Genomic DNA, 14,935 nt, shown 5'->3' on the forward strand with positions numbered 1-14,935 from the left:
GGTCGAGAATCCTTTCAAGGGATTTGAACAAAACATCCTAGTCGGCATTTTTCCATGTGCACGACCGGTCGGCGGTGCGGTAAAGTGCCGCCCCATGAAATTCACCCGTACTGATCGCTCACTGCTGGCCTGGATGCTCTATTGCTGCGTCCTGTTCAACGTGTTCGCCTGCAGCATCGGTCACGGACAAATGGTCGGCATGCAGCTCAACGGTATCGGCGGCCAGTTCTGCGCCGTCGACCCGAGCACCCAGGCGCCGCTCGCCTCGAATCCCGCCGAAGAAAAACTGCCGACCCTGGCCAAAGCGTTCGGCTGTCCGCTGTGCTCCACTGGCGGCATGGGCCCGGCGTTCAACTCCAGCCTGACCCTGGCGATCCTGCCGGAACAACACAGCCCGCCGCTGCCGGTCATCGTCAGCGCCGACCTCCCTGCCCGCTTCATCTGGCCTTCGGCCAACCCTCGCGCCCCGCCGCTCGCCTGAGTGTCCCTGCCTTTTTGATTTGTCAGCCCACTGCGCCAACGCGCGGCGTTCGCCTGTGCGCTGACTCCTAGACAAGCATTCAGGATTCAATCGATGAAACAACTTACCTTGCTGGCGAGCCTCTGCGGCTGCCTGTCCGTCAACGTCTGGGCGCAATCCACCGTGGATCTGGCGCCGATCACCATTGACGGCGAATCCGGTGCCGAACCCGGCCTGACCCTCGACCAGTCCAGCGGCATGGCCTCGCGCCTTGGCCTCAGCGTGCGCGACACCCCGGCATCGGTGGCGATCGCCAACCGCAACGACATCGAACGTCACGGTTCACAAAATTTTCAGGACGCGGCCAACACCTTGCCGGGTGTGAACGCCAGTGCGCCGCCGGGCTTTGGCGGATTCGTCTCCTATCGCGGTTTCACCAGCAGCCAGATCACCCAGATGTTCAACGGGGTCAACGTTTCCGGCGGACTGGCGCGCCCCGTGGATTCGTGGATTTATGACCGGGTGGAACTGGTCGGCGGTCCTTCGTCGCTGATCAACGGCGCCGGCTCGGTCGGTGGCTCGCTGAACTACGTGACCAAACTGGCCACCCGCGACGAGCAGGCTATCGAAGGCCGAGTCAGTTATGGCACCTACGACACCACCGAAACCGCATTCGGCCTCAACCACGCGCTGACCGAACCCGGTGCCGACGTGCAGCACTACGCGCGCCTCGACGTCAGCCACAACACCAGCAACGGCTACATCGACCGCCAGGAGCGCGATGCCTGGAGCGTGGCGTTCTCGTTGCTCAGCGATCTGACGCCGAACCTGTCGCACACCCTGGCCCTGGAATATCAGGACGAGCACGAGGACAGCCCGTACTGGGGCACGCCGGTGCTCAACCCCAAGGCCGGCGAACTGAAGATCGACAAGCACAACCGCTTCAACAACTACAACGTCGAGGACGGGCGCTACGAGCAGCGGACAATCTGGGTGCGTTCGATCATCGACTACCGGATCAACGACAGCACCACCCTGCGCAACACCCTCTATCACCTCGACAGCCAGCGCGACTACCGCAACCTGGAAACCTATCAATACAACGCCGACAACAGCGCCGTGAACCGATCCACCGCGTATCAGGTTCGACATCAGGGCGAGCAGAACGGCAACCAGTTCGAACTGCGCCACGACAACACCCTGTTCGGTCTCGACACCACTTGGTCCGGCGGTTTCGAGTACAAGGTCAACCAGACCACCAACTCGCCGCTGAACGTCAAAGGCGCCAGCACGGTGAACCCGAACAACTACCGACCGGGGCATTTCTATGACATCCCCGGAACGATGCCGGGTTTCGTCAGCGACAAGACCAACGAAGTCACCACCAAAGCGCTGTTCGCCGAAAATCGTCTGGCACTGACCGACGAGCTTTCGCTGCTCACCGGCCTGCGCTACGACGACATCGACCTCGACGTCACCAACCATCGCACAGTGACCGCGAGCAACCCGCGTCATTTGAAGCGCAGCTGGGAACCGGTCACCGGGCGCGTCGGCCTGACATACCAGTTCATTCCGTCAGCCAATGTCTACGTGCAATACAGCACCGCCGCCGAACAACCCAATGGCACCCAGGACTTCGATGTCTCGACCGGCAAGCAATGGGAAATCGGCAGCAAGTTCGACTACCTGAACGGCCGCGGCTCGGCGACAGTGGCCGCGTACACCATCGAGCGCAAAGACTTCGCGGTGACGGATCCACTGGATCCGACCAGCAGCATTCCGGTCGGCCAGCAGACTTCGAAGGGCATCGAGATTGCCAGCTCGCTGCGGATCACCGACAAGTTGCTGGCCGAAGGCAACTTCGCCTGGGTCGATGCGCAATACGACGAGTTCAACGAGAAGAACGCCGCCGGCGTGGTGGTTTCCCGCAAGGGCAACACACCGACCAACGTTCCGGACCGCGTGGGCAATCTGTGGCTGACCTATGATTTCTCGCCGCAATGGCAAGGCGGGGTCGATGCGCGGTACGTGGCATCGGTGTATGCGGACAATGCCAACACCATGACCGTGCCGTCGTACACGCTGTTTGGCAGCTTCCTCAGCTACAAGGTGGATTCGCACACGACCGTGACCGGGCGGGTACGCAATCTGACGAACGAGGTGTATGCCGAGTTCGCCCATGTGTCGCCGGCGTATTACCTCGGCACACCGCGCACCTTTGAGCTGGCAGTGCAGACGCGATTCTGATTCACCCTGGCGAGGGCCTGGTGCCCTCGCCACACCGCTACAGACCTGCCTGCACCTTCTGCGCCACATCCTTCGGCAGCCACGCCTGCCACACATCCGGATGCGCCTTCATGAACGCCACCGCTGCGTCCCGGGGCGGCGTGTGCTTCTCGCTCATCTCGGCCAACGCCTTGTTCAGATCATCAATAGGAAAATCGACCTTACTGAAGAATTCGGCAATCTGCGGGTACTGCTTCCGGAACGGCGTAGACACCCCGATCGACAGCTTCGAGGCCAGTGAACGGGTCGGTTTCGGATTGGGATTGTCGGCGTCGGTCAGGGTCTTCCACGCCTCGGCATCAAACGGCGGTTCCTCCAGTTGAATCAGCTTGAACTTGCCGAGCAACGGCGTTGGCGACCAGTAATAGAACAGCACCGGTTTGCCCCGGCGGATTGATGAACTGATTTCGGCATCCAGTGCCGCACCGGAGCCGCTGCGGAAATTGACGAAATCGTCCTGCAAGCCGTAAGCCGTGAGCTTCTGCTTGTTCACCACCTCCGACGTCCAGCCGATCGGGCTGTTGAGGAACCGGCCCTTGCTCGGGGTCTCCGGGTCCTTGAACACGTCCTTGTACTTCTTCAGATCGCTGACGCTGCGCAGGTCCGGTGCCAATGGCTTGATGCCCTTTGCCGGATCGCCCTTGATCACGTATTCCGGCACCCACCAGCCTTCGGTGGCGCCCTTGACCGTGTCGCCCAGACTGGCGACCTTGCCTTCGGCCTCGGCCTTGACCCATACCGGACTTCGCCCGGCCCACTCTTCGCCGATGACCTGAATGTCATTGTTGGCCAGTGCGGTCTCAAGGGTGATGGTGGTGCCCGGCAAGGTATCGGTCGGCAGGCCGTAGCCCTTCTCGACGATGATGCGCAGGACATCGGTGATCAGGCTGCCGCTTTCCCAGTTCAGGTCGGCAAAGTGGATCGGCGCCTGTGCCGCGCTCACCGCAGGCACCGTCGTCATCAAGCCGAAGGTGGTCAGGCCAGCGGCCAGCAACCGTCGAAATCCGTTCATGCTTTTGCACCTCGTGCTGTTCACAGCAATAGCAGGATGGCCTGACAGAAGACCGCAAGCCTCTGAATACTCAGTCAACTGACTGTAGACGAGGTTCCTGCTTTTTCAGGGGCATGATCCGGACAAGGCTGCTTTTCAGACATTTCCTGCAAGCTCTTCAGTTCGCGTCTGACCATGCTGGCGTATTCCGCAGGCTGCAAGGCGTAAATTTGCGAGGCGACCCAACCCAGCCAGGCGCCCTTCATTTCGGCCTTCGCAGTGAACAATCGACGTGCTTCCTCACGGGCGCGGTCGAGGTTCTGCAAATGGAAATCGGCGCGGCTCACTCGCTGGCCTTGAACGTCACAAGTTCGCCCTTGCGCCACTTGGCGGCTTTGGCGGTGACGGCTTTCAGGGTTTTGGTCAGGCCTTCCTGTAGTTGTTCGTTGGCGGCGAACACGGTGACCGCGCTGTGGCCTTCCTTGAATACGATGGCATGGCCGTCGGCGGTGGTGACAAAGGCGTAGTCGCCCAGACCGTAAACCGTCATTTTGATTTCGCGAAAGCGGATGTCCATCTTGCCGCCTTCACGGCTCGGCAGCACCGACGCGCTGAAATGATCGCCGACCTTGAGCTTGAGACCTGGTTTGTCATCGACCACCAATGCGCTTTCGGTGTCGATCTCGGCAACGTAAATGCCTTCGGCGTTTTGCTCGGTGATGTAAACAAAACGCGATTGAAACTGCTTGACCAGCTTTGCCCGCAAATCACCCAGCACGAACAAAGCATGCATATCGAGGTTACTGACTGCCAAAGAAACATCCCCACACTTGAAAAGAGTGCCGTACGCGAAAAGCGCGCACGGCAGAAAAAGTCGGCCCGGCCGAAGGTGTTGCGCGATGACTCGAATATACGCCTGAGCGAGCGAAGTGCTCGTTCAACGCGAGTGCACAAGACTACTGGAATGCCACTCGCGAAACCTGCAAAGACGTTCTCCAAATGTTGAAGGAAAACGCGTCACGGCCGGCCAGAGAAAACTGACTACGAACTTTAGGGAAAAAACTCACCAAGAAAATCACTTTTCCGACATATCGCACGCAAAAAATTGCTTTAGATAGCGCCATGTCGTCAACAGGTGTTGGCGATTCTAGAGCAGCGATACCGCTCGCGACTACCCGCAATACCCTGTAAATGCGGGTCAATCCATGAAAAGGACTTCATATGTGCACTATGACGCATTTTGCTGTGACTCACGAACCTGCCTTTGCCTTGAACACTCCAGGCTTCGAGACAGTTCCTACAATCGATTCTTGCGGTGAGGCACCGTTGTTTCAGGTGATCCCGGTGGGCAACGGCTTTTTCCACATCAGGGAAAAGTCGACTGGGCTTGTCAGAGGTTTCCGCGAGAATCACAACGCCGCCTGCGCCCTCGCCCGTTCGCTGGAATCGCGGATCGAACTCCTGGCCAGCGAGCACCTCAGATAAAGAGAGTGATCGATCCCGCCATCCTTCAAGGAGTACACCATGGAACTGCCTGCCTACACCCTGACAACCCTGTTCGATCAATTAGGGCTGCCCTCGGAGGAAACCGCGATTGATGATTTCATCGAAGCCCATCCGCTGGAAGCCGATACCAAGTTGATCGACGCCGACTTCTGGAGCCCGCAACAGGCGCAGTTGCTCAAGGAATGGCTGCGTGCCGATGGCGAAGAAGCGGTGATGGTCGACGAACTGAATGTGCGCCTGCACCGGGGCAAATGATTTCGATCAGTGCAGGCTGTCTGCGGAATCAGCGCTCAATTGAGCGAGCCATGCGGCCCTGCACTCTTCCGCCTCGTTACGGCTCGCAAAGGCAGTGCCACGGCGTTCGCCATTGAGCAGCACCACCCAGCAGACACTTTGCCCCATCGCGCGCAGTCCGGCGGGCACACCGCTGCCGATCATCACCGCGACATCGACTCTGCATTGCATGCTGACCTCCCATCTTCATTAGCAACCTAACTATGTAGGCATGTTAATGATTTGGATCAAGAGGAAACAGCAACGCCGCTGCACAGCTTAATTGCAGTTCCGGCAACAATGCCTCAGCGCGGCGTCTCCGGTTTGTAGCCCAGACGCAACCCGCCCCAGTGGCGACCCTTGACGATGATCGGCACCGACAGATCGTGCATCAGCTCGCCGGTATCGCGGGTGTAGGTCTGCAACAGCACCGGTTGCTGATGGCTGCCGCAGCGGATGCCGGTGCGGTCGGAAAATTTGCGTTTGGTGCGATTGTTGACGGTATCGACCTGCACATCTCCGGTCAGCGGCTGGCTGAACGCCTGATTGTGGGTCGGCACATAACCCTGCTGCGTGCAGGCGATGGCGAACACCAGGCCTTCGTGGCGCGGCAGCAACGGCTCCTGAATGGCCGGCAGTACCTGATCGGTGTAGCGGTCGAAACGGGTCTGGAACTTGGCGGGCTGGGTGTCGGGAATCGGCTGATACTGGCGGTCGAACAGGTCTTCAAGGCTGATGCGCCCTTGCTCGACATCGGCCTCGAACCGCGCGGCAATCTGGCTGGCCCCTTCACGGGCAAGGTCGTAGATGCGCTGGTGATAGTCATCCAGCCCGACTTCGGCCAGACGTTCGCTGATAGTTTCCGCCTGCCCTTCCATTTGCACGGCGGCCTCGGCCAGGCGTCGGGTCTGTTGGTCGCTGATCGCCAGATCGCTGCGCATCTGCTCGATGGCGGTGAACAGACTGTCGAGTTGTTCGCGATTGGTTTCTGCGCCCCGGGCGATTTCGCCAACCTGGGTTTCAACCCCGGCCGCCAGTCGCGCGATGTTTTCCAGGTGCTGACCGGTGTGTTCGACTTGCTCGACGCCAGTGTGCAAGTCGTCGGAGAGCTGGCGAATTTGCTCCACAACCTGCGCCGTGCGTTGCTGGATGTCGGCGACCATCTCGCCCACTTCGCCGGTGGCCGTCGCGGTACGGGCCGCCAGACCGCGCACTTCATCCGCCACCACCGCAAAACCGCGACCGTGCTCACCGGCCCGGGCCGCTTCGATGGCGGCGTTCAATGCCAGGAGATTGGTTTGACTGGCGATGGACTGAATCACCAGCGTCACGCGCTGAATGTCGTCGCTGCGCTGGCTCAAGGCTTCGATCAGTTCGCGGCTGGCATTGGCGCGCTGGCTGAGCTGATGCATGCGCGAAATGGAATCCACCAGTTCGGTGCGCCCCGCCGCGCTGCTGTGATGAGCTTCGCTGGCAGCGCCCAATGCCTCGCGGCTGAGCTGCGAAGTGGCTTGCTCGGTGGCGATCATGACTTCAGCGTTGTTGACGATCTGCGCGGCGGCGTCGAGTTGCGATTGCAGCTTGCCGGCCAGCTCCTTGACGGAAAACGCCACCCCAGCGGCTGACAGCGCGTTATGACTGGTGGTGTAGGAAAGGTCGCGAGTCAGCTCGGACATCGCGCTGTTGCTGTCGACCGGTTGAACATCGGGAACCGCCCGGGAACGCAGGCGCGGCAGCCAGACGATCAGCACCGCCAGCGGCATGCCCACGTACAAAGGCCATTCGCCCAGAGTCATCCCGGCCAGCAACAACATCAGGGCGATGCTTTGCAGGGTCGGCGTCAGCCAGCGATTCTTCGGCAAAACAACTGGTGCAGGCAGAGCCGCAACCAGAGATCCATCTCTCGTCATTTCGTTACCCCACGCTTGTTCTCATTGTTGTGGCTGCATTAAACGCCACTACAACGCCATTATCCATGGTCCGTTAGTCGCGGGTCTGTGACAGGTCAATGGAATGCGCGGGGACTTTTCGGCAGACGAGAAAAAGCAAAGATCGCAGCCTTTTGCAGTTCCCGGAGAAACTGCAAAAGGCTGCGATCTTTTCGCGACGACCCGCATTGAAAGGGTCGCCTCAGGAATCAGGCCTGACGCTGGTGCTTGTCGATCTGCTCGTGACGCTCTTGAGCTTCGATGCAGTACTTGGTGGTCGGGCTGATCAGCAGGCGTTTCAGGCCGATCGGCTCGCCGCTGTCGTCGCACCAGCCAAAGCTGTCTTCCTTGATACGCTCAAGGGCCTGCTCGAGTTGCGGCAGCATGCGCTGGTCGCGATCGATCGCGTTTACCAGCCAAGTGCGCTCTTCTTCCACCGATGCGGCGTCCGCCGGGTCAGCCGGGGTGTCCAGGCTTTCGATGGCAATACGGTTCTGCTCAATGCGCTCATGGGTTTCGACTTTCATGTTCTGCAACAGCTCGCTGAAGAAAGCGTGTTGCTCGGCATTCATGTAGTCATCTGCCGGCATGGCCAGCAACTTGTCCTTTGTCATTGATATCTCTATAAAAAAACGTGCATTAAGGCGAATTAGGGAGCGTTCCGGCGAACCGCCTGCGGTCATCGGAAAGGCATCGTTTATTGCAAACGCCACCCGGCACTCAATTTACGAAGGGGCGGCAGTCTAAGGCCCGTTTGAGGCCTCAGCAACTGTAAATACCGGGAATTTGTCCGACAAGGTCCGGAAACTGCTCTGACACAGGCTTCACGGCGCTCATCGGAGTGCGTTTATAGCAAGAAATTCAGTCGAGCGGCTGTATATAGAAGACAAACGGCGGACGAGCGGCGCTTTGTCGCAATTCGTTACGGTCGTTGACCGCAAATTCCGCCACCTCGCAAAGACTGACAAATCCCCCCAACCTCAGCTACGTTATGCCCTCCCCGGTTCGACTTGAAGGAACGCGTCATGAAACTGATCGGCATGCTGGACTCCCCTTATGTGCGCCGCGTGGCGATTTCCGCCAAGTGCCTGGGGATCGAACTGGAACACGACCCGGTCTCGGTGTTCCGTCACTTCGAGCGCTTCCAGCAGATCAATCCGGTGGTCAAGGCACCAACCCTGGTACTCGATGACGGCGAAGTGCTGATCGACTCGACCCTGATCCTCGACTACCTCGAAGCCCTGTCCGGCAAAACCCTGCTACCCGCCGAACTGCCGCAACGGGTCAAAGCCCTGCGCCTGATCGGCCTCGGCCTCGCCGCCTGCGAAAAAGCCGTGCAACTCTACTACGAACGCAACCTGCGCCCGGCCGACATTCAATACCAGCCGTGGGTCGAACGCGTCGAAGGCCAACTCGCCGCCGCCTTCACCGCCCTCGAACACGAACTCGAAACACACCCGCTGCCCACCAACGGCCCCCTCCAGCAGAACGGCATCACCCTCGCCGTCGCCTGGAGCTTCACCGGCCTCGTCGTCCCCGACCAGATCGACGCAGATCGCTTCCCGCGCATCGCCCAATACACCGCGTACGCCGAAAGCACCCAGGCGTTCATCAGCACCCCGATGACCTGACCATGAGCACCACAGAAACCGCCGCCCCGGCCCTCAAAGAAATCTTCAACGCCGAACGCCTGCAACACATCGCCACAGAAATGAGCGCCGTGTACCCGGCGTTCAAGGCCAAGGCCTTTCTCAAGTACGCCAACGACGGCCTGGCCGAACTCTCCGTCATGCAGCGCATGGCCCGCGTCAGCGAAAGCCTGCACCACGTGCTACCGCTGGATTACGCAGATTCCCTCGCTGTCCTGCGCGAACTCGCCCCACGCCTGAACAGCGGCTTCGTCAGCATGTGCCTGCCGCACTACGTCGCGAGCTACGGCGCGCACGCGTTCGACACATCAATGGAAGCCCTGAAGTACTTCACCACCTTCGGCTCCTCCGAATTCGCCATCCGCCACTTCCTGCGCAGCGACCTGGAGCGCTCGCTGGAACTGATGCACGACTGGGCGCGAGATGAAAACCACCACGTCCGAAGACTCGCCAGCGAAGGCAGCCGCCCTCGCTTGCCGTGGTCGTTTCGACTGGAACCGGTGCAGGCTGATCCGCTGTTGGCTGCCGGGATTCTTGACCGGTTGAAGGCGGATGAAAGTTTGTACGTGCGCAAGTCCGTGGCGAATCATTTGAATGATGTGACCAAGGAACATCCAGAGTGGGTACTCGATACGGTTGAGGGGTGGTCGCTGGAGAACAGGCACACGGCGTGGATTGCCAGACATGCGCTGCGCAGTTTGATCAAACAGGGGAATTCGCGGGCGCTCACGGTTATCGGCGCTGGAGCGAAGGCTGAGATTGAGTTGCTGGATGTGAAAGTGGAGCCGGCGGTTGTGCGGCTTGGGGAGACGATTACTTTGTCGTTTACGGTGAAGTCGTTGGTTCCGGTGGAGCAGCGGTTGGTGATTGATTATGCGATTGACTATGTGAAGGCGAATGGCGGGACTTCGGCCAAGGTTTTCAAGTTGAAGACGCTGGAGTTGGCGGGGTTTGGGAGTGAGGTTGTGGCGCGGCGGCAGGTGATTAAGGATTTCACTACGCGCAAGCACTATGCGGGGGTACATGCGGTGCATGTGGTGGTAAATGGGGAGCGGTTGGGGAGTACAGCGGTTGAGATCAATTGCTGACGAGCTGAAAGTTCCTCTGGGACTGTCAGATATTTTGTGTGCGGGCCAAAAAATGGGGACGCATCTATTTATCAAAGTCGTTGATCCGCGAGGCGTACGAGATTCCTCAATACTCAAGCGAGAGCTTGCAGCAGAACGCGATCAGCGATTTCCATTCTAATTTCTACAAGGCTTGCATCGTGACGGCGGAAAAGAGAGCAAACGCCAACGGCTGAGCTCAACGAACAAAAAAGGGAGCAGATTCAGGTAGTGAATCTGCTCCCTTTTACTGAAGGACAGCCTTAAGTTTTCAGTTCGACGTTATCCAACGCCTGATTCACCGCCAACTCCCCGAGCATCACAATCTGCGCAATCCCTATCGCGGTCTTACGGTGAGCGGGCTCCAGCGTGGCCGCAAAGTTGTTGAGCATCTCGCTGGCCGAACCGAGAGATTCGCTGGCGTTGGCGAGCAGTGATTCAGTGTCGTACGCCGGATTGGCCAAATACATCGGATCGTGTTTGTGATGACTCCCCATGACCCGTTGCTGCGGAGTGAGGTAATGGTCGAGCGCGCGTTCGGCTGCCTCGTTCAGGGTTCGGGAGTCGGGGAATTTGTAGGGGGAAACCGGATCGGTTTCCGGGGGATTCGGTGTCGGTTTGATCATGGTGAAACTCCTGATTTTGATTAGGAGCTACCAGCATCACTTGCAGATGATGGGTGGCAGCCATGTGCGGGTCTGCAAGACCGGGAAACCAGGCACCCGGCAGACCCGAGGGTCTCCCGCACAAAGCCGCCATTGAGCGGACGCAAACGAGCGTCCTTTTGGCAGGCTGTGCGACTGGTTTTCCGGCGGGCTTGCAGACCCGATCACTGATGGGCAGTGACGGGAATCAAGTTACGGTCGGAGGTCCAGACGCACAAGCCAGCGGATTCTGTCTTAGGTGTAGGGGACGGCGCAAGGCGCTGTGGGCATCCGGGTGTGACTGAAGGACTGGTTTAAACAACCAATGCGCACCGCGTTTAACTCCGGACAAAAGCCGGACTGTCACCCAGTCCGGCCCCCTCGTCACAAAAGCATGTTTCAGTTTCCGGGCCAAATAGGCTCATCACCTTCACGGGCAGTAAAACCCGCCCCCTCAATGTGATAAACCTGCGGCTCCTCCGAAAAATACCCCTCCAGCCCCAACATAAAGACCCTGTGATCCTCCCCCGCCTCAAACTCCGTATGAGCCTCAAGCGACTCCCACCGCACGATCAGATTGAACCGCTCCGGCGTTTCAATCCCCTGCGCAAGCATGTGCCCGCCGTACCCTGTTGCGCGGCGGAGCAAAGGCGCAACCTCGGCAAATGCACGCCTGAATTCATCAACACGTTCTGCGTGAACAGGCAGCAAAGCGATCTCATAAATCATGACGCATCCCCCACAGAACCCGCCTGAAGCGACGGCTCTACCGCGATCGCAATCTTCCCTTGAAGACCGTTATTAGGACTTTCCAACCTAGCATGGGCCAGCGGAATCTCGGCAAGCGAATACACCGCGCCAACATGTGGCCGCAGTTGACCGCGCTCCACCAGGGCACTCAATTCATCGAGCTTGCCGCGGTTCTGGCGAGTGAAGACGAAGTGATAACTCGCGTTCTTGCCCCAGGCCTGAACGAGGTTTTGTGGTTTGGCGATGTCGACGATCGAGACCACGCGGCCAAGTTGTGCGAGGACGTCGGGACTGCGCGCGAGGGTGTCGCCGCCGATGGTGTCGAACACCACGTCCACTCCGAGGCCATCGGTTTCTCGCAGGATGGCGTCGACGTAGTTTTCATTTTCGTAGTCGATGATCACATCGGCGCCCATGCGTCGGACAAACTCGGCGTTTGATTCGCGTGCGGTGGTGAACACTTTGGCGCCCATCGCTTTGGCGAGCTGGATGGCGACGTGTCCGACGCCTCCCGCGCCGCCGTGGATCAGAATGCTCTCGCCGACTCTGAGCGCTGCCCGCACGATCAGGGCTTCCCATGCCGTCCCGCCGACCAGGCTCAGGCTGGCGGCTTCTAGATGGCTCAGCGAGGAAGGCTTTTTCCCGATGATGCTGGCGGACGCTACGTGATACTCGGCATAGCTGCCAGGGCCGTCGAAGATTTGCGGCGTGTACCAGACTTCGTCTCCGGGGGCGAAAGCCGTCACGCCGGGGCCGACCGCTTCGACTACGCCGGAGACGTCATGTCCGGTGATGGCCGGCAGTTGCACCAGGTCGGGATAGTCGCCGCGCCGGACCTGGTAATCCAGTGGATTGATTGAGGTGGCGTGTACCCGGACCAGCACTTGCCCCGCTTCCGGCACGGGTTTGGGTACATCGCAGAGTTCGAACGATTCCGGGTTGCCAAATGATTCAAGCAGCATCGCTTTCATGATGAATCCTCGCATCGACAATAAGGGATATCGAGATATCTCGATATCCTGAGGTAAATTTTTTTACAGCTCTTTCCCTATGACCTCGGCCAAAGCGCTGATGTTGGCTTCGTTGCGCTTGTAGTAGGTCCACTGACCGATGCGCCTGACTTCAACCAGGCCCACGCGCTGCAGCGTTGCAAGATAACCGGACACCGTTGATTGCGAGAGTCCGATGCCCTCTTGAATACTGCTCACACACACGCCCACCGTGTGAACGTCGCCCTCGTCCTGCGGGGGGAAGTTCTTTACGGGGTCTTTCAAGCCTTTCAGGATTTCAAGCCGTACCGGGTTTGAGAGTGCTTTGAATACTTCGATCAGGTCCATGCCGCGAGAATATCGAGATTATTCGATATGTCAATACGCTGTTTGAACGACGCAAATTGTCCAGTCCGCTGATCGCTATTGCCTTCAGACTGCCAGAACGCAGCAAGGCACCTGGTAAAGAATGTGCTCGGTGGTGCTGCCCAACAGCTTGCTCAAACCCCGCGATCGAACCCTGCCCATCACGATGACATCGACGTGCTGCTCCTCGGCGAACTCGCTGAGCACGGTGACTGGTCGGCCTTCGATGAAGTGCCGCTGGTCGCTGACCACGCCGAACTGCCCGGCCAGTCGAAGAAACGACTTTTGCAGATCCTCGCGCAGTGACCGGATGAGTTCGGCGAGAGGCATTGCGCCCATATCCGCCAGGTACGCGGCGGAAATATCGCAGGCATAGAGCAAGTGCAACTCGGCATTGCACTGGATGGCCAAGGCGTTGGCCTGTCGGATGATCTGTTCATTCAGCGAGTTATCGGTGGACTCGACATCCGACACCTCGACCGCCGCCAGCACTTTGCGAGGCAAGACATAACCGCTCCCGCCCACCAGGTAGACCGGCACCGGACAGTGGCGCAGCAAATGCCAGTCCAGTGGCGTGTAAAGCGCGCGCCTGAGGACCGAAACCTGTTCGATTTCCTTGATCAGCAGATCGGGCTCATACGCTTTGACGTGCTCAAGGATGCGCTGCTCCACATCAGCGGCCCAGTCCACTTCGGTGGTCACCTCGATCCGCCTGCCGCGCAGATTGACCGCCCGGGCTTCCAGCGTCTGCCGGTGTTCCTCAAGAAATGCCTCGCGCACCTGTAGCCTGTTGCCTGTTTCCAACAGCGACAAACCGTCGAGCGAAGGAATCAGCGCCAGTATGTGCAAGCGCGCACCACTGGCCTTGGCCAGCGCTGCGGCATGATTGATCGCGGCGGACTCGCGCAGGAGCGGATTGATGATCAGCAGCAACCGCTGATACTGGCTCATAGAGACCTCTCGTCAGATCCAGGACTTTACACTTCGGCTCGAACGCCCGGCCCCACCGCCAGAATGCTTCCAGGCACTGAATACAAAGCCCGTTCAGTATTGCTGCCCATCAACCGATCAATACCTGCGCGGTGCACCGTGCCCATCACGACCACATCCGCCACGTATTGCTCGACAAACTCGCTGATGACCGGCACTGGCAGGCCCATTACAAAATGGCGTCGCTCAGGCGGGATCCCGTAGCGATCGGCCAGATTGATGAACGCCTGATGCAGGGACTGCCGCAGTTCCTCGACAAAATCCATTCCCCAGCCGGCACCGACCAGTGGCGCATCACCATTGAAAGCCGGTGACAGGTCATAAGCGTAGAGCAGGTGCATGGGCGCGTCACATTGCGCGGCCAGCGTGTTGGCGGTCTGAATGATGGTGTCATTCAGACCGCTGATCTGAGTCTCGGGATCGAACGGATCCACGGCCGCCACGATGCGATGCGGCAGGCTGTAACGGACCTCGTTGACCAGATGCACGGGCACCGGACACTCGCGCAGTAAATGGCAATCCAGCGGTGTGATGAAAACCCGTTTAAGCAGGGGTTCCATCGCCACGTCCTTGATCAACACATCAGGATTGAGGTCTGCGACAGCCCGCAAAATGTCCAGCTGTGGGTGCGTGGTGAACACCACCTCCACTGTCACCTCCAGCCCCTGTCCTGAAAGTTGCTCAAGCTGATCGGCAACCCAGCGACGATGGTGGCGCAGGTATCGCTGATACCCGGCCTCGTCGATTTTGTCCTCCCACAGCCGAACAACCGGGGCTGGTTCAGTGAAAACCCTGACATCCAGCACCGCCCCGCTCGCCTTGGCCAGCGCCACCGCGCGCAGCATGGCGGGCGTCTGATGCAGGGTCCGGTCGGCGACCAGCAGCAAACGTTGATATTGCCCCATCACACACCTCCGCAAGACAACCGCAGGCTTTGAGACTGAGCCTGTGCGACTGGCGCGCAGTTGATTTACGTCAACTTCGGACCATTCAACAT

17 protein-coding genes and 1 pseudogene are annotated in these 14,935 nt (G+C 59.2%); 6 read left to right on the forward strand and 12 right to left on the reverse strand.

Features of this window, described 5'->3' with window-relative positions; genetic code table 11:
• Positions 1–94 precede the first annotated feature (94 nt).
• The gene (locus tag KJY40_RS17445) at positions 95–481 is read left to right on the forward strand and encodes a DUF2946 domain-containing protein (protein WP_085602912.1); all 387 of its coding nucleotides are present in this window, start codon (positions 95–97) and stop codon (positions 479–481) included.
• 93 nt (positions 482–574) lie between these two features.
• The gene (locus KJY40_RS17450) at positions 575–2,707 is read left to right on the forward strand and encodes a TonB-dependent receptor (RefSeq protein WP_230731402.1); all 2,133 of its coding nucleotides are present in this window, start codon (positions 575–577) and stop codon (positions 2,705–2,707) included.
• 37 nt (positions 2,708–2,744) lie between these two features.
• Here KJY40_RS17450 and KJY40_RS17455 read toward each other — a convergent pair whose 3' ends face one another.
• The 3 genes and pseudogenes from KJY40_RS17455 to KJY40_RS17465 form a co-directional block, all read right to left on the reverse strand.
• A complete protein-coding gene (locus KJY40_RS17455) occupies positions 2,745–3,758 on the reverse strand; it encodes an ABC transporter substrate-binding protein (RefSeq protein ID WP_230731403.1) in 1,014 nt (337 codons plus the stop codon).
• 134 nt (positions 3,759–3,892) lie between these two features.
• A pseudogene (locus tag KJY40_RS17460) lies at positions 3,893–4,084 on the reverse strand (hypothetical protein); the annotation flags it as partial.
• On the reverse strand, positions 4,081–4,551 hold the full coding sequence (locus KJY40_RS17465; RefSeq protein WP_007950541.1) for a hypothetical protein: 471 nt from the start codon (positions 4,549–4,551) through the stop codon (positions 4,081–4,083). The gene KJY40_RS17465 and the pseudogene KJY40_RS17460, both read right to left, overlap by 4 nt.
• A gap of 407 nt (positions 4,552–4,958) precedes the next feature.
• Between KJY40_RS17465 and KJY40_RS17470 the strand changes: the two genes are divergently transcribed.
• Together KJY40_RS17470 and KJY40_RS17475 are read left to right on the forward strand one after the other, a co-directional pair.
• A complete protein-coding gene (locus KJY40_RS17470; protein WP_230731405.1) occupies positions 4,959–5,222 on the forward strand; it encodes a hypothetical protein in 264 nt (87 codons plus the stop codon).
• 39 nt (positions 5,223–5,261) lie between these two features.
• Positions 5,262–5,498 (forward strand): DUF2789 family protein, encoded by a 237-nt coding sequence (locus KJY40_RS17475; RefSeq protein ID WP_115078293.1) that lies wholly within the window; start codon positions 5,262–5,264, stop codon positions 5,496–5,498.
• Positions 5,499–5,504: 6 nt separating this feature from the next.
• Here the strand turns inward: KJY40_RS17475 and KJY40_RS17480 are convergent, their stop codons facing one another.
• The 3 genes from KJY40_RS17480 to KJY40_RS17490 form a co-directional block, all read right to left on the reverse strand.
• A complete protein-coding gene (locus KJY40_RS17480; RefSeq protein ID WP_230731406.1) occupies positions 5,505–5,708 on the reverse strand; it encodes a hypothetical protein in 204 nt (67 codons plus the stop codon).
• 113 nt (positions 5,709–5,821) lie between these two features.
• A complete protein-coding gene (locus KJY40_RS17485; protein ID WP_230731407.1) occupies positions 5,822–7,426 on the reverse strand; it encodes a methyl-accepting chemotaxis protein in 1,605 nt (534 codons plus the stop codon).
• A 227-nt stretch (positions 7,427–7,653) separates the two neighbouring features.
• Entirely contained in the window at positions 7,654–8,058 is a 405-nt protein-coding gene (locus KJY40_RS17490; protein ID WP_007935965.1) for a TraR/DksA family transcriptional regulator, read from the reverse strand.
• Positions 8,059–8,469: 411 nt separating this feature from the next.
• Here KJY40_RS17490 and KJY40_RS17495 point away from each other — a divergent pair, with 411 nt between their 5' ends.
• Together KJY40_RS17495 and KJY40_RS17500 are read left to right on the forward strand one after the other, a co-directional pair.
• A complete protein-coding gene (locus tag KJY40_RS17495) occupies positions 8,470–9,075 on the forward strand; it encodes a glutathione S-transferase (RefSeq protein WP_230731408.1) in 606 nt (201 codons plus the stop codon).
• A gap of 2 nt (positions 9,076–9,077) precedes the next feature.
• The gene (locus KJY40_RS17500) at positions 9,078–10,181 is read left to right on the forward strand and encodes a DNA alkylation repair protein (protein ID WP_230731409.1); all 1,104 of its coding nucleotides are present in this window, start codon (positions 9,078–9,080) and stop codon (positions 10,179–10,181) included.
• A 281-nt stretch (positions 10,182–10,462) separates the two neighbouring features.
• Here the strand turns inward: KJY40_RS17500 and KJY40_RS17505 are convergent, their stop codons facing one another.
• The 6 genes from KJY40_RS17505 to KJY40_RS17530 all read right to left on the reverse strand — a co-directional run bounded on the left by KJY40_RS17505 (position 10,463) and on the right by KJY40_RS17530 (position 14,843).
• A complete protein-coding gene (locus tag KJY40_RS17505; RefSeq protein WP_074688720.1) occupies positions 10,463–10,825 on the reverse strand; it encodes a DUF6124 family protein in 363 nt (120 codons plus the stop codon).
• 417 nt (positions 10,826–11,242) lie between these two features.
• On the reverse strand, positions 11,243–11,572 hold the full coding sequence (locus KJY40_RS17510) for an antibiotic biosynthesis monooxygenase family protein (protein WP_230731410.1): 330 nt from the start codon (positions 11,570–11,572) through the stop codon (positions 11,243–11,245).
• Positions 11,569–12,564, reverse strand: coding sequence for a zinc-dependent alcohol dehydrogenase family protein (locus KJY40_RS17515; RefSeq protein ID WP_230731411.1), 996 nt, complete (start codon positions 12,562–12,564; stop codon positions 11,569–11,571). The genes KJY40_RS17510 and KJY40_RS17515 overlap by 4 nt, the downstream gene beginning before the upstream one ends.
• A gap of 63 nt (positions 12,565–12,627) precedes the next feature.
• A complete protein-coding gene (locus KJY40_RS17520; RefSeq protein ID WP_007950555.1) occupies positions 12,628–12,930 on the reverse strand; it encodes an ArsR/SmtB family transcription factor in 303 nt (100 codons plus the stop codon).
• A gap of 84 nt (positions 12,931–13,014) precedes the next feature.
• A complete protein-coding gene (locus tag KJY40_RS17525) occupies positions 13,015–13,899 on the reverse strand; it encodes a universal stress protein (protein WP_230731412.1) in 885 nt (294 codons plus the stop codon).
• A 26-nt stretch (positions 13,900–13,925) separates the two neighbouring features.
• Positions 13,926–14,843, reverse strand: a complete 918-nt coding sequence (locus KJY40_RS17530) for a universal stress protein (RefSeq protein WP_230731413.1) — start codon at positions 14,841–14,843, stop codon at positions 13,926–13,928.
• Positions 14,844–14,935 lie beyond the last annotated feature (92 nt).

Source organism: Pseudomonas fitomaticsae (assembly GCF_021018765.1).
GTDB lineage: Bacteria > Pseudomonadota > Gammaproteobacteria > Pseudomonadales > Pseudomonadaceae > Aquipseudomonas > Aquipseudomonas fitomaticsae.